This window comes from Azospirillum sp. A26, from assembly GCF_042604635.1.
Taxonomy (GTDB): Bacteria; Pseudomonadota; Alphaproteobacteria; order Azospirillales; family Azospirillaceae; genus Azospirillum; species Azospirillum palustre.
The window spans coordinates 1,223,674-1,244,204 of the sequence record NZ_CP170473.1 but is presented as its reverse complement, the minus strand read 5'-3'; the positions used below and the strand labels follow the sequence as shown (position 1 = coordinate 1,244,204).

Here is a 20,531-nt window from a genome sequence, read left to right as displayed (position 1 = left end):
GCAAGCATGTGGACGGGTGGACCTTAGTTTTCGACCTAAATATTTTGCGCATCGGAAATCCCCTTTCCTCCTATGGGTTGGAATCCCCACTCCAAATAAGTGTAAAGAAACCCTTTACGCGAGGCCAGGGTTAAGGTAATTTAATGTTCAACATTCACCGATCCGGACAATCTGGTCATGAACGTGGCGGTGGCCACATCGACGGTCTCGCGGCCGTTCGCCTTCATGACGCCCCGCGGCAGCGATGCCGTTGACCCAGGGGCCAGCACCCGGACTCCGACCTCCAGCACCATCCCGCAGGCGGAAGCCGAAACGGCCGGTACAACCGAGCCGCTGGTCAACCGTTTCCCGACCGTCGCCTTCAGCTATGACACCGATGCCTCGCGGCTGGTGATGCTGTACCGCGACCCGGCCAACGGGAAGACCGTCTCGCAGATTCCGACCGAAGCCGCCTTGAAGCAGTACAAGGAAGCCCAGCAGCAGGAAAAGGACGCCGAACGCGCCTCGCTGCTGAAGCTGACGGTCGGCGAAAGCGGCCAGGGCGGACAGGCGGGAGGGCAGGCGGGCGGCCGCTCCGCGGCCTATGGGCGCAACGGGACCGATGGGCCGGCAACGGCCGGCACCGCCACCGCTTCCCCACCCCGGACCGCGGCTCCGGTCACGTCGACCGCTTCCGCCGCCGCGGCATTTGTGGCACACTCCGCCTCGGTCGCGACCACGTCCGCCGGCACATCCGCCGGTCGGGTCAATGTCGTGATCTGAGGACGCCCCGTTCCAAGGGGCGCGGTTTGCAGGGGGCAGGATGGGCATGGATGTCACGTCATCGACCGCCGGTGCGGCGATGTCCCTGATGCAGGCACAGGGGCAGATGGCTTTCGGCGTCAAGGCGTTGAACCAGAACGCCGAACAGCAGCAGGCGACGGTCGAAACCCTGATGCAGTCGGGCAATGGTTCCGGTGGCGGCTCCGGCGGCGGCAACGTCACGCCGACGCGCGGGCAGAACCTGAACATCACCGTCTGAGTTCTCGCCGGCAGATTCCGGCAGTCGGTTTTCCCGTCGGTCAGACTTTCGAATTGAGCAGGGATGTCAGCATCTCGTCCTGGGTCCGGACCACGGCGACATTGGCGCCATAGGCCCGGCTGGCCGCCATCTGGTTGATGCGCTCGGTCGCCAGATCGACGTTCGGCGCCGCGACCATGCCGTCGCCGTTCGCCGCACTGTCGTCGGGCGCATAGTCCTGCAAATAGGCCGGCGTGATCGGCGTGAAGCTGGCGCGCGTGCCGGGGTTGGCGTCGCTCTGCGCGACCGCGACGGCCTGATAGACCGCACGCTTGCCGTCGGCGCCACCGTCCGTATTCGGAACGGCCCCGGTGGAGCGCACATTCGCGACGTTGGCGGCCGAGGCGTCGAGCCGCCGGGTCTGGGCGGTCAAACCGCTGAGCGCGATGCCGATACTGCCGACCATGGCGGTCCATCCCTTGTCCGACGGCCTATCGGGGAACCTTACCACATCGGATGCCCGACACCAGCGGAGCATCGCCGGCCTGTAACAGCCCCCAATGCAATCGCCGCTGTATCTTTCACGGGGCTTGCGCCATTATCGGGCAAACGGCCGCCGCTCCTTTCCCTTGCCGCCGGTATCCCGCCGGTGCTTTCGGCCCTGATGGGACCGGTTCCATAGGAGCCGGCCCAGATGCGAGACGGGAGCCGCCGCCTGAATGCCGAACGCTGCCTTTGCCCTGACCGTCGCCGGGCTGACCGACGTCGGCCGCGCCCGTTCCCGCAACGAGGACGATTTCCAGGTCAGCATTGCCGGGGAATTCGCGGTCGTCTGCGACGGCATGGGCGGTCATGCCGGCGGCGATATCGCCAGCCGCAAGGCGGTCGAGGTGATCTCGGGCATCCTGCTGGACCATGCACCGTCCGATCCGATCCCTCTGGTGAAGCGTGAGGACGCCGACCGCACCCAGACCGACCCGGCGGCGACCGAGCCGGCGGTGCGCCATGCGCTGTCGGTTGCACGCTCTGCGGTGCTGCAGGCCAACCGGGCGATCTACGAGCTGAATATGGCCCGCGGATTCTCGTCGGGGCGCGGCATGGGCACCACCGTCGCCGGGCTCTGGCGGATTCCCGGAACCGCCTGTATGGCGGTGTTCCATGCCGGCGACAGCCGGGTCTATCGCCTGCGCGACGGGGAACTGCGCACCCTGACCCGCGACCACAGCCTCTATCAGATGTGGCTGGACAATGGCGGGCGCGGAACCGCACCGCAACGGAACATCATCGTCCGCGCGCTCGGCACGGCGGAGGATGTCGAGCCGGAGGTCAGCGTGCAGTCACTGATGCCGGACGATGTCGTCATGCTCTGTTCCGACGGGCTGAACGGCATGCTGCCGGACGGTGTCATCGCCCGCATCCTGCGTCAGGACTCCGACCCCGCCCTTGCCGCCGCCGCGCTGGTGGATGCCGCCAACGCGGCCGGTGGGATGGACAATGTGACGGTGGTGGTCGGACGCTTCGCCGCGACCGACTGACCGCCCTGGCACAATCCAATTATCGGGCCTTGCCGGTCACCCTGCCGGTCAAGGCCCGGTGGCGATGAAGCGCGCATCCGCCAGCATCGCCGGGGCATCGTCCGGCAGCGCGGCCAGCGCATCGGCCAATGCGGTCAGATAGTCGGCTGCCGGCTCCTGCTCCGGCCGCGGGGTGGCGAACAGAGGGACCGCCGTGGCGATGGTCAGCAGCATTTCGGTTCCATAGGGCGGGCCGATGGTCCAGGACCGCCCGGCCCCCGGCTTCCCGTCCTCTCCCCTCTCACCCAACCGGCGCGATGCGCCTGCGGCAAGCGCGATGGCGCTGTCCGACGGGTTGGGGAGCAGATGCACGACGCTGCCGTCGATGGTGAAATAATCGACCTGCACCTGCACCGGACGGGCCGGCGCCCGGATCTCCAGCATCAGCGGATCGCCGGCATTCAGCGCCGGCCCCTCCAGCATGGTCACCGTCAACGGCTCGGCCAAGCCCCGGTTGGCGTCCAGCGCCGTGGTGACGCTGCCCAGAGGGGCGCAGAACTGCGCATCCGCAGTGGTGAGGTCGAAACCATGGTCCCAGCCGGCGGCAAGAGTCTCGACCGTTTCGCGCACCGCCGTCTCCGCCCGCTCCCCGGCGACCGTCCCTGAAACCAGCAGCCTTCCCCCGGTCGTTTCCACGCCGACCAGCGCGCAGGGAATGGCGCGCAGCGCCGCCGCCACCGCCGCGACCGGCGGCTGCCGAGGGACTGCCGGGGGAGGGGCCTGCGGCAGGGAGGGCGCCGGTTCAGGGGGCAATGCAGCGGACGATGCAGGCGGCTCGGATGCCGGTTCGGATTCGGGTAACGCGTCTTTGACCATGGCCACCGGTGGCGGCAGAGGTGGGGCAGGCCGGTTCAGGACCGCTGCCGCAACCAAGCCGCCCAGCACGGCAACGCTGCCGAGCAACAGCGGCCAGCGTCGGGCGCGCGCCGGTGCCAACCCTGCCGATGCAACGGACGCCTCGTTCAATGCGCTGACGGCCCGCAGCAGCGCACCTGCGTCCGGAAACGCTCCGGCCCCCTCATCGCGCAATGTCGCCAGCAGGGCCGACACCCCCGGCCGCTGGTCGTGCCCGGACAGGAGCCGTTCGGTCAGCCCCACGGCGGCGGCCAGATCGTCGCGCCGGTCCACCGCTGCCGCGGTCAAGGCCGCACGGCCGAACCCGGCGACCACCGCCGCCGGTCCGGCGTGCAGCACGGTGTCGGCACCGAGCGCGCCATGGATCACGCCGGCCCGATGGGCTGCGGCGAGCGCATCCAGCACGCGACCCAGCGTCGCGACGGCGTCCTCCCACCCCAGCGGTCCGTCGGCCAGCCTCGTGGCGAGCGTCGGCCCATCGGCCGGTGCGGTGGCGACGAAGGCGGTGCCGGCAAGCTCGCCAGAGGCCAGGATTGCCGGAATGGCCGGGTGGGACAGCCGTGCCGCGGCGCCCGCCATCCGCCGGAATCTCTCCAGCCCGGCGGCATCGGCGCACAGACGGGCCAGCGGCACGGTCCACAGCGCCACCGCCTGTCCGTTGGCATCCAGGGCGCGGTGCAGCCGGGCGTCGCCGTCCTGCCGGATCAGGTCGAGCAGCCGATAACGGCCGAGCCGCTTCTCGCCTTGCGCCATGGTCACTTCAACCGCCGTCCCGTCCCGCCGCATTTCCGCTCCCCGGCCAGAGCCGCCATAACCGCGCCGCTGGTATAGCCGCAGCGCCTCACAGCGGCCAAGTCCCAGGGCACCCACCTGCAAGTTTCTGTCCCGATGGCCGGTCGCGTCGAACGTCCTAGACCTGTGACGACGAACGGTCGGTAACCTTTCGTTAGCCATGAGGCAGGAAGCTGATACCGCGAGCCGCACCTCTGCGACCCGCATGTGCACCACCCGGCGCGGAGCCTGCTGCCTTGCCCCACACTCTTTCCCTTTCCCAATCGTCCGGCCCGAACCTGTCCTGGCTGAACGGGGCGGCGCTCTACCAGATCTATCCGCTCAGCTTCCGCGACCATGGCGGCGACGGCTGGGGCGACCTCGACGGCGTGATCGAGGGGCTGGACCATGTGGCCTCGCTAGGGGTCGACGGGGTGTGGATCAGCCCCTTCTACCCGTCGCCGCGCACCGACTTCGGCTATGATGTCGCCGACCACCGGGCGGTGGATCCGCGCATGGGCAATCTCGCCGTCTTCGACCGGCTGATCGAGCGCGCCCATGGGCTGGGTCTGAAGGTGCTGGTCGATCTGGTCTGCGGCCACACCTCCAACGCCCATCCCTGGTTCGTCGAGAGCCGCCGGTCCCGCGACAACGACAAGTCGGACTGGTATGTCTGGGCCGACGCCAAGCCCGACGGCACCGCGCCGAACAACTGGCTGTCGGTGTTCGGCGGCGCCGCCTGGAGCTGGGAGCCTCGGCGGCGGCAATATTACCTGCATCATTTCCTGTCCAGCCAGCCGGCGCTGAACCTGCACCACCCCGCGGCGATGGATGCGCTGTGCGAGACGGCCGAATTCTGGATGGAGCGCGGGGTCGACGGTTTCCGCATCGATGCCGTCGACTTCTTCGCCCATGATCCGCAGCTGCGTTCCAACCCCGCCGCCGTCTGGCGCGGGTCCGAACCGCCGCTGAAGCCCTTCGCCTTGCAGCAGCACATCTACGACATGATGCACCCGGCCATCGGCAGCATCCTGGCCCGCCTGCGCGAGACGGTGGAGCGCCATCCCGGCCGCGTTCTTCTGGGTGAGCTGTCCAGCCAGCCCGGCGCCGGCCAGCGCATCGCCGCCTACTGCACGCCGCAGGGACTGCACGCCGCCTACACCCTGTCGCTGGCCAAGCAGCCCTTCAGCGCCAAGGGGTTCGCCCAGGCCTTGAGCGCCGCTGGACGGCCGGAGTCGATCTGCTGGAGCCTGTCCAACCACGATGTCGAGCGGACCGCCAGCCGCTGGCTGCCTACCGGTGCCGATCCACAGGCCTTCAACGCCCTGCTGGCGATGCTGGCCGCCTCGCTGCCCGGCACCGTCTGCCTCTATCAGGGGGAGGAGCTGGCCCTGCCCAACGCGGTGCTGGAACAGCACCAGCTGCGCGACCCGTTCGGCATCACCTACTGGCCCGATTTCCAGGGACGTGATGGCAGCCGCACGCCGATGCCCTGGCGGGCCGCCGAGCCCCATGCCGGCTTCACCGTCGCCGACCCCTGGCTGCCGGTGCCCGAGGCCCATCGCGACCTCGCCGTCGACCGGCAGGAACGGACCGCGGGCAGCCCGCTGGCGGTGTGGCGTGCCGCCCTCTCGCTCCGCCGCGACCTGGAGCCGCTGCGCAGCGGCGGCGTCACCGCGGTGGAGGAGCATGGCGACCTGCTGTCCTTCGAGCGCTGTACAGCAGACGACCGCCTGCTCGCCATCTTCAACATGGCCGACCGGCCGGCGGAATTCGCCCTGCGCGGCCGTGGCGAAACGGAAGCCCTGCCCATTCCCCGCGCGCCCGGCGCCCTGCCGCCGGAGCTGACCGCCGACGGACGGACGCTGGTGATGCCGCCGCTGTCGGTCTTCCTGGGGCGCCTGCGCACCCCGGCCTGACCCGTCTCCGCACTAGCTCTTCGAGGGTGCCGGCCACACCCTCGAAAGGCAGGCATGCACATTTATGCGATGCAGGGCGCCGCATCGGATGCTTTGTTACACTCTCGCCTAAGTCGCTGAAATTCCCTGATTCATCGCGGGTCGTGGAAATTGTCGGCAATAGCAATAATCTTGCGGAGTAGCGGGAGTGGAAAGAAGAGCGTTTCTCACCAAGGCCGGTGTCGGTGCCGTTTCGACCGTTGCCGCCTCGACCCTCGCGGCCCCGGCCATCGCGCAGAGCCAGCCGGCCATCCAGTGGCGTCTGGCGTCGAGCTTCCCGAAGAGCACCGACATCCTCGTCGGCACGTCCGAGCTGATCGCCAAGCGCGTGTCCGAGGCGACCGACGGCAAGTTCCAGATCCGCGTGCATGCCGCCGGTGAGATCGTCCCCGGTCTTCAGGTGCTGGACGCCGTGCAGAACGGCACCGTCCAGTGCGGCCACACCTGCGGCTATTATTATGTCGGCAAGGATCCGACCTTCGCCTTCGACACCGCGATCCCGTTCGGCCCGAACGCCCGCCAGCAGAACGCCTGGTTCCAGTATGGCGGCGGCCAGGAGGTGATGCGCACCTTCTTCGCCAAGCACGGCATCGTCCAGTTCCCGGCCGGCAACACCGGCGCCCAGATGGGCGGCTGGTACCGCAAGGAAATCAAGTCGCTGGCCGACTTCAACGGCCTGAAGATCCGCATCGCCGGCATCACCGGCCAGATCATGGCCAAGCTGGGCGCCGCCCCGACCCAGATCGCCGGCAGCGACATCTATCCGGCGCTGGAAAAGGGCACCATCGACGCGGTCGAATTCGTCGGCCCCTATGACGACGAGAAGCTGGGCTTCGTCCAGGTCGCCAAATACTATTACTATCCGGGCTGGTGGGAAGGCGGACCGCAGGTCTCGCTCTACATCAACCAGAAGGAATGGGACGCCCTGCCCAAGTCCTATCAGGCGATCATGACCGCGGCCTGTGCCGAGGGGAACGGCGCGATGACCGCCCGCTACGACGCCGAGAACGCCAAGGCGCTGAAGCGTCTGGTCGCCAAGGGCGCCCTGCTGCGCCCCTATCCGCGCGATCTGATGGAGGCCGCCCACAAGATCGCCTTCGAGCTGTACGACGACATCGCGAAGACCAACCCGGACTTCAAGGCCGTCTACGACAGCTGGAAGCCCTTCCTGGAGGAGGTGCAGCTGTGGTTCCGCGTGGCCGAGCTGCCCTACGACAACTTCACCCAGTCGGCCGGCCGTTCCAAGTGATTGGCTGCGGGGTCTGACGGAAAGCAGGGGGTGGCCGGTCCGGCCGCCCCCGTTCTTTTTCAGGCCAGATAGTTCAGCAGCGACAGCTTCTGCGTCTGGCCGGCGACGGTGTAGGTCGCCTGCTGGACATTCATCGCGCTGCTCAGCCGCGCCGCGACCTCGGTCTGGTCGATGCCCTCGATCTTGGCGAGGCGGTCGGTCAGCGTGGCGACCGAGTCCGTGTGGGCGTCCTTGTTGGTCTCCAGCGTGGCGGCGTCGGAGGCGACCTTGGCGTGGACCGAGCGGATCTGGTCGGATGCCTGGGTCAGCATCTCGCGCGCCTGGGTGCTGTATTCGGTCCATTTGCCGGGGTTGGCCGCCGCCGTCCGCACCAGCTGCATCGCCTTCACCAGCGTCTGGAACGCCTGGTCGTCGGCACTGACGCCGTAGGTCAGGTTCAGGTTGTCGTCGATCGTCACCTGCGACTTGCGGTACGCGTCGGGATTCTTGCCCTTGGTCAGATATTCGGAATCGTAGAAGGGCAGGTCCGGCGGCTCGGCATTGGGTACGGCGATCTGGCTGTCCTGCTCCGGCGGCAGCGTGCCGACCGAGATGGTGTTCTGCAGCGACCCGTTCGTGACCTTGGCGCTGGTCGAGAACAGCGACGAGCGGCCGGGATGGTTGGGATCGGCATTGGCCGTGCTGGTCAGCGAGATGCCCGGACCGTTGCCGAGCGCGTCGATGGTGACCGGCGGGGCAGGCTTCAGATTGCCGAACTGCTGGCGCAGCTTGTCGGCCACCTGCCCGACATCGGTGACGCCGGCGGCATAGTCGGTGTCGCTGACCGTGTAGCTGACCTTGTAGGACTGGTAGGGCGGCAGGTCGTGCGGCTCGGTCGGATGCTTCAGATAATAGTTCTGGTTGTACGGATCGTCGGGATCGCCGACCGCGACCGTGAATTCGAAGGTGTCGCCGATGTCCACCGCGGCACCGTTCAGGGTGAAGCGGTCGATCTGCGGCAGGGTGGCCGTCGGCGCCTGGGTAGTCGACGGCGCGGTCGCGGTGTTCTCCACCGTGGCGGAGTTGATGACGCGGGCGGACAGGTCGAACTTCTGCCCCGGCTGCTGGCCGACCAGGGAGATGATGCCGTTGGAGGTCGACACCGTCATCGGCAGGGGCGGGGTGGTGGCGTTGATCTGGGTGGTCAGCGTCTGGGCGACGAAGGTCAGCGTCTTCGGGTCGGACGCCTGGATCTGATAGCCGAAGGTCTTGCCGGAGACGGTCACCTCGAAATAATCGTCGGTGTTCACCAACGCGCCGTTCAGCGTGATCTTGCTGGTCTGCGTCGTCGCCGTCAGATCGGTGACCGGCTCCGTCCCGAAGCGCGAGCCGGCGAACAGGTAGCGGTCGCCGAAGCGCTGGTTCAACAGGGCCTGGATGTCGCGCATCGCGCCCTCGGCGCGGTCCTTGACCTGATCGGCCTGCGGGAAGCTGACGGAGAAGCTGCTGCTCGACGCCGCCTTCAGGCTGTCGAAGGTCAGGTTCAGGATCGCGCCCTCGCCGGGGCCGCCGGAGATGTTGAAGTTGTAGCCCTTGCCGTCGTTGGGCGGGGTGGTGCCCAGGTTGATGGCGCGGGTGGTCTTGCCGCCCAGACCGTCGGTCACCGTGACGTCGAAGGTGCCGTTGGTGCCCTGCTGCGACGGCACCGCGGTGACCGTGTATTTGGCGCCGACCGTCAGCGTCGACTTGGACGCGTCGATCGACAGCTTCATCCCGTCGGGATTGGTGTTGGTCGGGGTGGTGACGCTGGCCGGACCGGGCTGGAAGGGGAAGGTCGTGCTGGAGGTCCAGCTCGACACGATGGACTCCATCGAGGTCAGCACCTTGTCCGTCGCATCGACACGGGGCGCGGCGGTGTTGATGCTCTGGATGTAGTTGGTCTTCTTCGCCATCTCCGCCCTGAGGTCCAGAAGCTTCTGCACCTCCGGGCCGTAGGCGTTCAGATCGACCGACTTCTTGCCCGTGGTCAGCTGTTCGGACAGCGTGTTGATGTCGTTCTGGCCCCCGGACAGGTTCCGGACAAGGCTCAGATATTTCGAGTAGCTGCTGACTCCCGTTATCGAGCTCATCGGACCACCGCCTCCAGCGCATCAAACATTGCATTGGCCACTTGCATGACCCGTGCCGAAGCCTGGTAGGAGGTCTGGAGCTGCTGGAGCTGGGCGATTTCCTCGTCGATGTTCACGCCGGTCTGCGACTGGTAGCGCTCGCTGAGGAGCTGCATGGACTCCTTGTTGGAATCGGCGGCGGTGCTGGCGGTCTTGGCCGCGGCCATCCAGGTGCCGGTGATGGCGCTGCCCATGGCGCTGTAGGTGGTGTCCTTCATCTGCAGGCCGTCGGCGCTGAAGCTGCGGCCGGCGGCATTGACCGCCTTGACCATGTCGTCGATGGCGGACTGCTTGATTTTGCTGGTGTTGTCCAGGAGCTTGGCGTTGATGTTGATGGTGAAACGGTCGGTTCCGGTGAAGAACTGGCTGGCCTGTTCGCCGGCGGCGGCCGTGCCGCCGTTGTCATAGGCGTCGGCGAAGCTGGTGGGCTCGCCCGGCTTGGTCGGACCGGTGAAGGCCTTGGCGAACTCGTCGAGCTGCGAGCGCAGCTTGCGGATGATCTCCGCCGTCGGGTCGCCGCTGGCCGGGGTCGGCGGCTCGGTGGTCGAGCCGTCCTTGCGCATCTGGATCAGCGAGCCCAGCTTGCCGGTGGTCAGGTGGTTGTTGATCGAGGTGACTTGATTGCCGACCTGTAGGTTGATGTTGCCGCCGTCATAGGAAAGATTTGCCGGCTGCGCATCGACCAGCGCCAGACCCGACGGGGTGAAGATCGCCAGCCGGCCGTCCGGCCGCTCCACCGTACGGATTCCCATGTAGGTGCTCAGTTCGCGGACCAGCCCGTCGCGCTTGTCGGCGACGGTGTTGGCCGCGGCTCCCTGGCCCTGCAGCGACACCATGTCGTTGTTGATCGAGTTGATCTGCTTCAGCAGGTCGTTGACCGTGTCGACCGACTTGGTGATGTCGGTCTTCATGTCGCGGTCGATCTGCTCCACCCCCTCCGACACGCGGCGGATCTCGCGCGAGAAGCTTTCGGCCGCCTGGACCAGCTGGTACTGCGCGGTCTCGTCCTCCGGCGAGGTGGACAGCGTCTTGATCGCGGCCTGGAACTTGTCGGAATAATCGTTCAGCAGAGGCGTCCCGTTGGTGGTCCGCATCAGGTCGCCCAGCTGCTGCATGTAGGTGGTCGTCACCTGCGATCCGCCATCGCGCGAGGTCAGGTCCATCACCTGGGCCATCAGCGCCTTGTCGACCTCCCGCCGATACGTCGTGCTGACCACCTGACCGCTGGCGTCCACCGACTGCTGGGCGGTGTGGCGCGTGCGGTTCGGGTCGTTGGCCTGCGCGATGTTGTCCGAAACCAGCTTGACGCTGGTCTGGACCGTGCGCAGCCCGGCCGTGGCACTGTTCAAGGCTGCGAAGAGGGACATGGCGGGAGACCTTTCACGGATCGGGATGGTCGGGGCGGTGCCGGGACGGCTGCCGCCCCCCATTCAAACGATCAGGGAACCGGCGATCGGGAAGCTGGCGATCGGTAGAGAAGCGATCAGGCAATCAGACGGTCAGGGCCGCGCTTAGCGCTTCAGCCCCAGCACTTCCTGAAGCATTTCGTCCGAGGTGGTGACGATCTTCGCGTTGGCGGAATAGCTCCGCTGGGTGACGATCATCTTGGTGAATTCGTCGGCGATGTCGACGTTGGAGCTTTCGACGCTGTTCGCCACCACGGCACCGGCGCCGTTCGTCTCCGGATCGTTGAAGTTCGGCTTGCCGGCCTCTTCGCTCTCGATGAAGACGCCGCCGGATTCGCGCTGCAGGGCGTTGGGGTTGTTGAAGGTGATGATCGGCACCTTCGCCACCATCTTCGACCGTCCGTTGTCGTAGTTGACCATGACGGTGCCGTTGTCGCCGAACACCACGTCCTTGAACTGCCCGCGTGGCGCGCCGTTCTGGACCAGCTGGGTGACGTTGATTTCCTCGCCGGCATACTGGGTCAGGCCGCCCGGCTTCTGGTATTTGCCGAGGTTCAGCGTGATCTGCTGCGGGCCGAAGCCGTAATCGACGGTGAAGGTGACGTTGGCGTCGGACCCCGCGGACTGGTTGGCGGCGCTGACCGCCGAGCCGGTGCCGACCAGGGCGGTGGAGATATTCGTCAGCGTGCCGACCGTCTCCGGGGTCTTGCCGAAGGTCAGGCCGATGTGGGCCGGCGTCTGGCCGGCGACCGCGCTCTGGTCCAGGGTGAACTGGGCGGCGGGGGCGTCGGTGACCGCGCCGGAAGCACCGGCCGCCGTCAGCGTGTTGCCGCTGGCGGTCGCGCCGGGGACGACCGACGCGAAATACTGCATGACTTTGGCCGGCGTGTTGTACTGGCCGTAATTGGCGTTGGTAATCGTCAGCGGATAGGTCAAGCCGCCGGAGGTGATGCTGTAGGTATCGCCGATGTCGACGGTGGAACCGTTCAGCGTGACCGTGCCGGTGCCGGTCATCGTGTTGGGGTTGGTCGGGCTGGCGGCGGTTTTGGAGGTGACGGTGATGACGCCGCCCTGAGCGGTGGCGGTCACCGGCAGCGAGGTGTTGGAGTTGATCTTGTTCGCCAGCGCCGCGGTGATGTCCTCCATCGTCATCTCTTCGCCGGTGGTGCTGTAGGTCACCGCCGTGCCGTTGATGCTAAGGGTATACTGCGTGCCGATGTCGCCCGGCGTGCCGGTCAGCGTCACCGTGCGGCTCTGGCGCACGCCGGCCACGCTGGAGACGGACGGCAGCGAGCTCATCGTGTTCACCGCCGCGTTGGAGTTGGTGGCGGTCGCGCTGGAGGTGACGTTGGTGTTCACCGCATTGGCCTGGATCGACAGGATGTTGCCGGCCGACGAGGCGGTGACGGTCGAGCCCAGTGCCTGGTTGATCTTGCCGGCCAGCTGGGTGACGACGTCGCTCACCGTCGAGTAGCTCTGGTAGGTCGCGGCGGTCACCGTGTAGCTGATCGGCGTGCCGTTCACATTGATGGTGAAGGAGTCGCCGACCTCGACCTGCGTCTGCGGGAACTGGAACTTGTCGATTTCACCCGCGCTCGCCGTCGCCGCCGTCGAGGTCTGCGGGACGATGGTGTTGACGGTGTTGGTGCCGGACACCACGTCCGTGTTCAGCTTGAACGGCGTGCCGGGGTTGCGGGCGGTCACGCGGATCGTCTGGCCCGACGAGGTGGCGAGCACCGAGGCCGCCGGCGAGGCGGAGTTGATCTGGTTGGCCAGCGCGCCGGCCAGACCGGAGTAGGTGCGGATCGAGCCGATGTTGTCGGCGGTGACCTTCAGGCTGTAGTTGGCGCCGTCGACCTTCACCGAATAGGTGTCGCCGATGCGCAGATTGTCCTGGCCGTTGGTGTTGTTGCCGGCGATGGTGATGACGTTGACCTGAGCCACCGCCGTCTGGCCGGCGATGTTCTGGCCGAAGGTGACGGTGGCGGGGTTGCCGGTGAAGGTGCCGTCGACCGGCTTGGTGTTGGACCCCGGCGCGTCCAGGACCATGCGCCAGCTGCTGTCCGCCTGCTGCCGCCACTTGAAGTTGACGGTGCGCGGATTGCCCTGGCTGTCGAAGATCTGGATGCTGCTGTCGGGGACCTTTTCGCCTTCCTTGGGCGTCGCCGGCAGGTTGGCCGCAAGGTCGATGGTGTTGGTCGCCACCGGCTTGTCGATCAGGGAGTTGACCTGGATCGGCGCCACCTGGTCCTTGTGCAGGACGCCCGTCACCGGATCGACCAGCCAGCCGTTCAGGGCATAGCCGGCGCTGTTGACCAGATATCGGCTCTTGTCCAGTTCGAAATCGCCGGCGCGGGTGTAGAAGGCGGCCGACGAATTGACCGTGCCCGTCTGCGTCTGCACCAGCGTGCTGGACCCCTGGGTCGCCACCTTGGTGACGCTGAAGAAGCCCTGGCCCTGGATGGCGATGTTGGTCGGGCTCTGCACCTGGGTCAGGCTGCCCTGGATGTTGTTCATGAAGACCGGTTGCGCCGTGACCCCGCCCGGCTCGTGCAGACGCTGGCTGGACTGCAGGACCATCGTCTCGAAGGCCGAATCGACTCGCTTGTAGCCGATGGTCGAGCTGTTCGCGATGTTGTCCGAGATGTGTCCGAGCGCCTTCGACTGGGCATTCAGGCCGAGAACGGCGGTTGTCATCGAACCGAAGATGCTCATGGCCGGGGGTCTCCGAAAGAAAGGGCAAAGGTCTTCTGCGCCCTATCTAGCAAGCGGAGTGCCAACTGCCACGCCGAACTCAAGTCATTGAAATTCCTGCATCTCTTTAACAAGCTGTGCGGCAGGGCCGGAAATTGCCGCCCGGTAGGAAAGTTTCGCCTAGTGCCGCCGGGGCGGAGGGGCAGAAAGCTCCCGCCGAAGTTGCCGCTTCTACCGGGCGGTCCGGACGGCGCGGGCGGCCTGCGCCTTCAGCACGGCCGCCGCGGTGCCGAGCGTCGTGGTCCAGTCGCCTGGGCGCGGCTGGCGGAACAGGCGCAGCGACGGGTACCAGGGGCTGTCGGCCCGGTCGAGCAGCCAGCGCCAGTCCGGCACATGGGGAAGCATCAGCCAGCACGGCACGCCCATCGCCCCGGCGAGATGGGCGATGGCGGTGTCCACCGTCACCAGCAGATCGAGGTTGGCGAGAATGGCAGCGGTGTCGGCGAAGTCGCGCACCCGCTCCATCGCGTTCGGCACCCTCACGCCGGGCAGGCGGTCCAGCCCGGCGGCGGCCTCGCCGGTCTGCAGGCTGACGAAGCGCACGCCCGGCACCATCAGCAGCGGCAGGAGGGTCGCCGCCGGGATCGAGCGGTTGCGGTCGTTGCGGTGCTGGGGGTTGCCGGCCCACACCAGCCCCACCCGGAAGGCTGCACCATCCTTCTCCGCTCCATCCAGCCCGTCCAGCCGGTCGCGCCAGCGGGCGACATCGCCTGGGTCCGGGGCGAGATAGGGCACGGCGGCCGGAATGTCCGACAGGCCGGTGCCGAAGGCCCGCGGCAGGCTCATCAGCGGGCAATGGAGATCATGCGGCGGGGGATCCTCGCCGCGCGACAGCACCTGGATCGACGATCCCAGGCAGCGGTTGAACAGGCGGTAGAGCAGCATATGGCTTTCCAGGATCACCCGTCCGCCGTCCGCCGCGGCGATCTGCGCCACCAGCGGGGCATAACGGACGAACTGGATGGCGTCGCCGAAGCCCTGGTCCATGTGCAGCAGGATGGTGGCGCCGCCCGGCGGCTGTCCGGCCCAGGGCGGGCTGGCGAAGCGCTGCCAGCGGTGCTCGAACCCCTCCCATCCCGCGCGCAGGTCGCCGCGCACCAGCCGCCCCACCGCACGGGCGAGATGGGCGTCGGCATTGGAGGGCTGGCGCCCCAGCACGGCGTCGAAACAGGCCTCCGCCTCGTCGAAACGGCGCTGGTCGCGCAGGACGGTGCCGAGATTGAGCAAGGTCGCCGCATGGCCGGGCCGAAGCCGGGCCGCGCGCTCCAGCCAGCGCCGCGCATCGGGGTAGCGCGCCAGCGCATGCAGGGAAGCGCCTTGCGCCTCCAGAGCGTCGCCGTCTGCCGGATCGAGCGCCAGGGCGCGCCGCAGAACCGGCTCCGCCCGCTCCGGCATCTCCGCCGCCCGCAGGGCCGCCCCCAGATGGCCCCAAGGCGCCGGGGCGGCCGGACGGACGCGCACCGCGCGTGCGATCCATCGCACGGCGGCCGCCGCATCGCCGGTCTGCGCCCGCAGGACGCCGGACAGGTGCAGCGTGTCGGGTTGGGCCGGGTCCGCCGCCAGAATCCGCCGGTAGGCCTCGGCCGCCGCATCGGCATGGCCGGCCATGTGGTGGTTGACGGCGGCGTTGAGAGCGTCCAGGAGTGTAGCCATGCCCTCTTCTCTACACCGGCCGGCCGGGCAGAGCGAGGATCGAAGAACAGCGAAAATCCCAGGTCAGCGAGAGCTGACGATCAGGAGCCCGCCACGGCAATGGACGACCGCCTTCCGACGCATCTCTGGGTCTCGGCCCATATCCGCACGGCCGATTCCCAGGGCGTGGCGATGACCGTGGTCCGCAAGGGCGATCCCAGCCGCGGCACCGTGATTCTGAAGATCAACCGGCTCGACCGGACCTTCTCCGTGCTGGTCCAGACCCGCGAGGCCGATGGCGAGCGGCTGTTCTGGGCGCGCGGCACCGGCGCCGACCCGGTGCCGGAGGCCGACGCCGACGCCTACATCGCCCGCCAGCTCCGCTACGACCCCGACGTCTGGGTGATCGAGGTGGAGGACCGCCAGGGCCGGCATTGGTTCGACGGGCCGGTGCGCTGACCGCAGCCGTCTACCCGCGCCGTCAGGGCGGCGGGCCGATGATGGACAGCCGCAGCTCCCCGACCTCCTCCGCCGTCGGTGGACGGGGAGGGGAGCCGGAGGCGGTGATGCGCAGGCGGAGCGTCAGGCGACCGTCCCGCAGGGCCCCGGCCGGCACCGGAATGGTGACCGTTCCGGCCCCCTGACCACGCTGGGGGCCGAAAGGGGCGGCGGTCCCGATGGGCTCGCCGTCCGCCGTGGTGACCTCCACCGTCTGCCCGCGGGTGACCACGCCCAGAGTGACCGCCAGGATGGCGGCCTCGCCCTGCCGCGGCGGATGCGGCAGGGCGAGAGTCGTTTCCCCATTCCCGTCCGGTCTCCCGGACTGACCGGCCGATGCCGCGCCCGCGGGCTGGCCCGTCAGGAGGACCAGCAGCGCGAGCAGGGCGGCCGGCAGCCTGCCGGCCTGCCACGCCTTACAGGGTGTGGAGCGAGACCCCCTTGACCGCCGGGGCGGCGGTGGCGGAACCGTTGGACGGGACAATGCGGACCTCCAGCGTTGCGGTTGCCGGCGTCGCCGCCTGCGCGGCCGGGCTCCGGGCCAGTGCCGCGGTGCGGGCGGGCTCGGGCAGCGGCAGGGTGAAGGTGGCGTCGTCCGCCATGCCATGCATGGCCGGGCCGAAGAAACCGATGGTGCCGCCATAATAGGGGCTGTCCGCCGTCACCGTCGTCACGCCGGCCGGCGCGTTGATCAGCAGGTCGAAGTTGCGCGGGGCGTTGCTGCCGGCCGGGCGGGTCACCTTGACCGCCATCACCACCGGGCTGGACGGCGCCGCCGACAGCTGGACCGATCCCACGCCCTTCGCCACCGTGCCCTTGACCGGAGCCGACGGCTTGGCCGCCGCCACCTGTGCCGATTCCGCGTCGCCGAAGCCATGCCGGTACTCGTACTGGAACCGCTCGGTGCTGAGATAGTCACCGGCGCGGCCGTCGAGAACATAGCTGCCGTCGGCGCGGACGAAGAACAGGAAGGGTTCGCGGGACAGCTGCGACAGCTCCTCCTTGTCGGTCGGCAGGATCGGCAGGCCCAGCCGCTGCTGCTTGCGCGTCCACACGTCCCACAGGCGGTCCATGTTCGAATGGTGCAGGAAGAAGACGGGGTCCACCGGCGACAGGAAGTTGGTCATGTTGCCGTAGGGGCCCGGATCCCACGGGCCGACGCCGCCGATGTAGTTGTGGACGAGGTTGTGCGGCTGGCCTTCCAGCACCGAGAACTGGGTGTCCTTGCCCGGCATGACGTTGTGCGACGCCGTCTTGGAACTGGTGAAGCTGTGCGTCACGTCGGCGTTGTAATAATCCACCGGCAGCAGGCCGGTCAGCACCGTGTGGGGCGAGCAGGCCTTGGCCGTCTTGTCGTCCAGCTTCGGGTTCTCGCGGGTCAGGTAGCGCGCACGGTCGGTCGCGGCGAAGGCCTGGTTGCCGGGATCGCACTTGCCGTGGCTGCACCCGGTGACGTCGTCCCACAGCTTGTCGAAGCTGCTGTAGCCGCGAAGGTCCAGCTGCTTGCGCTGGGCCTCGTTCAGCGTGTCCCAATAGGCCTTCATCGCCGGCTTGATATAGGCGGTGAAGGTCTTCAGATCCTTGGTGTAGGGCAGGAAGGCTTCGCTGACCGGAGTCAGGGCGCCGTCGAACATCTCGTTGGGGATCTGCGGCAGGAGAGTCCAGTCCCAATAGGGAAAGGCAAAATTCGGATTGTCGCTATACTTGCGCACCGTCTCTTCGAAATAGCCGATATAGCCGCGGTGCCAGACATAGAACCACCAGTTGCCGTGCGGGCAGTCCATGAAATGGACGAAGGCGTTGCGGAACCAGTTGTGCGGATGATCGGGGGGCAGGGCCACCATCTTTTGCACAGCCGTGGCGTAGCTGCGCAGCATCGCCTTGCCTTCGTCGCTGGTCGCGCTATAGCGGACGTATTTCGCCGTCGCCGCCCGCGCCGGCCCGAACGGCAGCAGGGAGGTGCCCGCAACAGCGGTGGCCGTTGCCAGAAAATCGCGCCGATTGAAATTCATTGTGATCAAGCTCCCGCATAACGACAAAAACACCGGAAGCCTGTATAGGAAACCGACTGTTTGCACGTGAATTCAACCGGCACCGGCGGGCGGGCCTGGATTGGGCGGATGGCGCCATACCTGCGCATGTCCGATTGTCCGCGGACAGGCGCAGGCCGGGATCGGGCGGATCGGAAAACGGCGGTCGGTTCTAGGCGCCCGCAGTGACTCGGGGAAAGCGCAGGGTGAACCGGGTACCTTCGCCGGGGCGGCTCTCCACCCCTATGGTGCCGTGCAGGCGGCCGGTCACCAGATTGTAGACGATGTGCAGCCCCAGCCCGCTGCCGCCCGCCCCGCGCCGGGTGGTGAAGAAGGGGTCGAAGATCTTGGGCAGCACGTCCGGCGCGATGCCGTTGCCGTCGTCGCCGACCGACAGCTCCACCATGTCGGGACCGAGCAGCCGGGCGGCGATGGCGATCCGGCCGGGCTGCTCCGGGTCCAGCGCATGGACCAGCGCATTCATGATCAGATTGGTCAGGATCTGCGACAGCGCGCCGGGATAGCCGTCCAGCTCCAAGTCGGCCGGGCAGGCGACGTCGATGGCCAGGGCCGTCCGCGCCTTGTAGGTCGGGTGCAGGCTGCGCAGCAGCTCGTCGATGTAATCGCGCAGCAGGAAGGGACGGCGCTCGTCGCTGGACTGGTCGACGGCGACCAGCTTGAAGCTCTGCACCAGATTGGCGGCGCGGGTGCTGTTGGACAGGATCAGGCTGGCCATCTCCATCCCGTCGCTGAGGAAGCGCTGGAAGTCCGACTTCTTCAGCGCGTTCGCCGTGTGTCGGTCCGACAGCTCGCCGATCAGCGCCTGCAATTGCGAGGCGCCGGTGATGGTGATGCCGATGGGGGTGTTCACCTCATGCGCCACGCCGGCGACCAGTTGCCCGAGCGAGGCCATCTTCTCCGCCTGGATCAGGCTGGCCTGGGTCGCCTTCAGTTCGTCGAGCGCGCGCTCGGCGGCATCGCGCGACTGGCGCAGGGCATGTTCCGCCTCCACCTCGCGCGTCACGTCGACCACCACCGCCTGGATCGCCGGGCCGTCCATCCAGTCGACGCGCCGGCCGGTCAGTTCCACCCACAGCCCGGCGCCGTCGGACCGGCAGGCACGGATGCGGCGTCGCGGCGTCGACTGCCCGTTCTCCAGCAGCCGGTCGTACCCCTCGATCAGCGCCTGGCGTTCCGCCACCGCCACCACCGACAGCAGGGATGGCAGGGCGACCACCTCCGCCACCGTCATGCCAAGCATGGCGGCGAAGCTGTCGTTGGCATAGAGCACGTGGAAATCGCGATGGATGACGATGCCCTGGATTGAGCCTTCGACGAGATCGCGGAAGCGACGCTCGTTGTCTGCCACGGCCTGCTGGCGCCGGTCGATCTCCTCGATGAAATAGCGGATCGAGGCGCCGATGTCGGTGATCTCGTCGTCGCCGTCCACCGGGACCGGAACCGGCGGCCCGGCTGGCGCCGCAATGCCGCGATGGAGGGACTGGCGGCTTCCCGACAGCCGGGCCAGAACCGCCCGGTTCATCGCCACCAGCCGCGTCGACAGGAAGCGGCGGAAGAAGAAATAGACGCACACCGCCAGCAGAAGCGACGTTCCGGCCAGCACCATCACCGTGCGGGTACGTTCGGCGATCAGCGCCGCCAGCGCATCGGTGCGCTCGGCCGACTGGTCGCGGATGGAATCGTACAGCGTGCGGGTGGAGCGTTCGACCGTCTCGACCAGAACCTGGGCCTGTCCGGTCAGCGCCTGGGCGCGGTTGCGCGCCTGCAGCCGGTCGATGGCGCTCTCGAACAGCCCGCCCGGCGCCACCAGCAGGGAGAACAGCTCCTCCTGCACGGTGGACATCATCTGCCCGGTGGGGTCCGGGGCGCCGCCCGACAGGCGGGCCAGTTCAGCCAGCGTGCGTTCGGCGGACCGCGCCTCGCCCTTCAGGCGGCTGAGATGATCGAGCTGCGTCGCCCCCGCCGCCCGCGCCATCAGCGCGCCGATGCGGGCCGCCCAGGCCCCGGTGTCCGGCATGCTCTCGATCGCCGCCGCCAGCCGGCTCAGCGCGCGCGCGGCTTCGGCCTGACGGTCGCCGTAGTCGATCTGGCGCGTGACCTCGGCGTTCAGGTCGGCGACCGTGGCGGCCAGGATCAGCAGGGTGGAGCGGGTCTGCTCCAGCAGGCGGACATTGCCGTCGCGCTCGCCCGCGCCGGGATCGCCCTCCTTCATCAGGCCGCGCATGCGGGCGACCAGGAGCTGCATCGAGTCCAGCTCCGTCACCAGCCCGTCATAGATGGACCGGCGCTGCGGCGTCGAGGCGGCGGCGGCGAGCTGCGGCAGCTGCGCCACCAGCTTCTGCAACGACCCGTGCAGTTCGGCGCTGGTGATGACCTCCGGCAGGGTGTTGGTGGACAGCGCCGCCACCTCCGCCCGGAACAGGCGGAAGGAGGACATCGACACGCCGCCGATCAGCAGCACCAGCAGCGCCATCACCGACAGGCCCAGCGTGATGCGGACGGCGATGCCGAACCGCCGCCTACGGCTCGGCGGCGGCGCCTGCGGCCTGCGCCGTGCCGTGTTGTCGATGACCGCCGCGTCGTGTACCGGCAAGGGGGGGGCCGGCAGGGGGGGTGACGACAAGACGGTGGAAGAC

The 20,531-nt window shown here is 68.0% G+C and carries 15 protein-coding genes; 6 read left to right on the top strand and 9 right to left on the bottom strand.

Annotated features, from left to right (window positions below; translation table 11 throughout):
• Positions 1-177: 177 nt before the first annotated feature.
• Positions 178-762 carry a hypothetical protein gene (locus tag ABNQ39_RS19580; RefSeq protein ID WP_376959924.1) on the top strand — a complete coding sequence of 195 codons (585 nt, stop codon included), beginning with the start codon at positions 178-180 and terminating at the stop codon, positions 760-762.
• 46 nt (positions 763-808) lie between these two features.
• On the top strand, positions 809-1,021 hold the full coding sequence (locus ABNQ39_RS19575; protein ID WP_143273295.1) for a hypothetical protein: 213 nt from the start codon (positions 809-811) through the stop codon (positions 1,019-1,021).
• Positions 1,022-1,061: 40 nt separating this feature from the next.
• Here ABNQ39_RS19575 and ABNQ39_RS19570 read toward each other — a convergent pair whose 3' ends face one another.
• Positions 1,062-1,466: a flagellar basal body rod protein FlgC gene (locus tag ABNQ39_RS19570; protein ID WP_376959923.1), complete on the bottom strand. Its 405-nt coding sequence runs from the start codon at positions 1,464-1,466 to the stop codon at positions 1,062-1,064.
• Positions 1,467-1,719: 253 nt separating this feature from the next.
• Between ABNQ39_RS19570 and ABNQ39_RS19565 the strand changes: the two genes are divergently transcribed.
• Entirely contained in the window at positions 1,720-2,535 is an 816-nt protein-coding gene (locus tag ABNQ39_RS19565; protein ID WP_376959922.1) for a PP2C family protein-serine/threonine phosphatase, read from the top strand.
• 48 nt (positions 2,536-2,583) lie between these two features.
• Here ABNQ39_RS19565 and ABNQ39_RS19560 read toward each other — a convergent pair whose 3' ends face one another.
• A complete protein-coding gene (locus tag ABNQ39_RS19560; RefSeq protein WP_376962637.1) occupies positions 2,584-4,182 on the bottom strand; it encodes a serine/threonine protein kinase in 1,599 nt (532 codons plus the stop codon).
• Positions 4,183-4,457: 275 nt separating this feature from the next.
• Between ABNQ39_RS19560 and ABNQ39_RS19555 the strand changes: the two genes are divergently transcribed.
• Positions 4,458-6,119, top strand: a complete 1,662-nt coding sequence (locus tag ABNQ39_RS19555; RefSeq protein ID WP_376959921.1) for an alpha-amylase family glycosyl hydrolase — start codon at positions 4,458-4,460, stop codon at positions 6,117-6,119.
• A gap of 187 nt (positions 6,120-6,306) precedes the next feature.
• Positions 6,307-7,407: a TRAP transporter substrate-binding protein gene (locus tag ABNQ39_RS19550; protein ID WP_376959920.1), complete on the top strand. Its 1,101-nt coding sequence runs from the start codon at positions 6,307-6,309 to the stop codon at positions 7,405-7,407.
• Between the two features lie 59 nt (positions 7,408-7,466).
• Here ABNQ39_RS19550 and ABNQ39_RS19545 read toward each other — a convergent pair whose 3' ends face one another.
• From ABNQ39_RS19545 to ABNQ39_RS19530, 4 genes are all read right to left on the bottom strand, one after another.
• Positions 7,467-9,515: a hypothetical protein gene (locus tag ABNQ39_RS19545; RefSeq protein WP_376959919.1), complete on the bottom strand. Its 2,049-nt coding sequence runs from the start codon at positions 9,513-9,515 to the stop codon at positions 7,467-7,469.
• The gene (flgK, locus tag ABNQ39_RS19540) at positions 9,512-10,921 is read right to left on the bottom strand and encodes a flagellar hook-associated protein FlgK (RefSeq protein ID WP_376959918.1); all 1,410 of its coding nucleotides are present in this window, start codon (positions 10,919-10,921) and stop codon (positions 9,512-9,514) included. Before flgK ends, ABNQ39_RS19545 begins: the two co-directional genes overlap by 4 nt.
• A 144-nt stretch (positions 10,922-11,065) precedes the next feature.
• Positions 11,066-13,675, bottom strand: a complete 2,610-nt coding sequence (locus tag ABNQ39_RS19535) for a flagellar hook-basal body complex protein (RefSeq protein ID WP_376959917.1) — start codon at positions 13,673-13,675, stop codon at positions 11,066-11,068.
• A 210-nt stretch (positions 13,676-13,885) separates the two neighbouring features.
• The gene (locus ABNQ39_RS19530; protein ID WP_376959916.1) at positions 13,886-15,367 is read right to left on the bottom strand and encodes a tetratricopeptide repeat protein; all 1,482 of its coding nucleotides are present in this window, start codon (positions 15,365-15,367) and stop codon (positions 13,886-13,888) included.
• A 99-nt stretch (positions 15,368-15,466) separates the two neighbouring features.
• Between ABNQ39_RS19530 and ABNQ39_RS19525 the strand changes: the two genes are divergently transcribed.
• The gene (locus ABNQ39_RS19525) at positions 15,467-15,805 is read left to right on the top strand and encodes a DUF1491 family protein (RefSeq protein ID WP_109050458.1); all 339 of its coding nucleotides are present in this window, start codon (positions 15,467-15,469) and stop codon (positions 15,803-15,805) included.
• Positions 15,806-15,827: 22 nt separating this feature from the next.
• On the opposite strand, the gene ABNQ39_RS19520 is transcribed toward ABNQ39_RS19525, so the two are convergent.
• The 3 genes from ABNQ39_RS19520 to ABNQ39_RS19510 form a co-directional block, all read right to left on the bottom strand.
• Positions 15,828-16,076 (bottom strand): hypothetical protein, encoded by a 249-nt coding sequence (locus tag ABNQ39_RS19520; protein ID WP_376959915.1) that lies wholly within the window; start codon positions 16,074-16,076, stop codon positions 15,828-15,830.
• Between the two features lie 184 nt (positions 16,077-16,260).
• A complete protein-coding gene (locus tag ABNQ39_RS19515; protein WP_376959913.1) occupies positions 16,261-17,856 on the bottom strand; it encodes a tyrosinase family protein in 1,596 nt (531 codons plus the stop codon).
• Positions 17,857-18,046: 190 nt separating this feature from the next.
• Complete coding sequence (locus tag ABNQ39_RS19510) at positions 18,047-20,488, bottom strand: ATP-binding protein (protein WP_376959912.1); 2,442 nt, start codon at positions 20,486-20,488, stop codon at positions 18,047-18,049.
• Between the last annotated feature and the right edge of the window lie 43 nt (positions 20,489-20,531).

Excerpts from the sequence above, each read along its gene's own strand:
- ABNQ39_RS19525 (WP_109050458.1), top strand. The coding sequence starts at position 15,467 with ATGGACGACCGCCTTCCGACGCATCTCTGGGTCTCGGCCCATATCCGC.
- flgK (WP_376959918.1), bottom strand. The coding sequence starts at position 10,921 with ATGTCCCTCTTCGCAGCCTTGAACAGTGCCACGGCCGGGCTGCGCACG.
- ABNQ39_RS19565 (WP_376959922.1), top strand. The coding sequence starts at position 1,720 with ATGCCGAACGCTGCCTTTGCCCTGACCGTCGCCGGGCTGACCGACGTC.
- ABNQ39_RS19530 (WP_376959916.1), bottom strand. The coding sequence starts at position 15,367 with ATGGCTACACTCCTGGACGCTCTCAACGCCGCCGTCAACCACCACATG.
- ABNQ39_RS19580 (WP_376959924.1), top strand. The coding sequence starts at position 178 with ATGAACGTGGCGGTGGCCACATCGACGGTCTCGCGGCCGTTCGCCTTC.
- ABNQ39_RS19575 (WP_143273295.1), top strand. The coding sequence starts at position 809 with ATGGATGTCACGTCATCGACCGCCGGTGCGGCGATGTCCCTGATGCAG.
- ABNQ39_RS19515 (WP_376959913.1), bottom strand. The coding sequence starts at position 17,856 with ATGAATTTCAATCGGCGCGATTTTCTGGCAACGGCCACCGCTGTTGCG.
- ABNQ39_RS19570 (WP_376959923.1), bottom strand. The coding sequence starts at position 1,466 with ATGGTCGGCAGTATCGGCATCGCGCTCAGCGGTTTGACCGCCCAGACC.
- ABNQ39_RS19560 (WP_376962637.1), bottom strand. The coding sequence starts at position 4,182 with ATGGCGCAAGGCGAGAAGCGGCTCGGCCGTTATCGGCTGCTCGACCTG.
- ABNQ39_RS19535 (WP_376959917.1), bottom strand. The coding sequence starts at position 13,675 with ATGAGCATCTTCGGTTCGATGACAACCGCCGTTCTCGGCCTGAATGCC.
- ABNQ39_RS19545 (WP_376959919.1), bottom strand. The coding sequence starts at position 9,515 with ATGAGCTCGATAACGGGAGTCAGCAGCTACTCGAAATATCTGAGCCTT.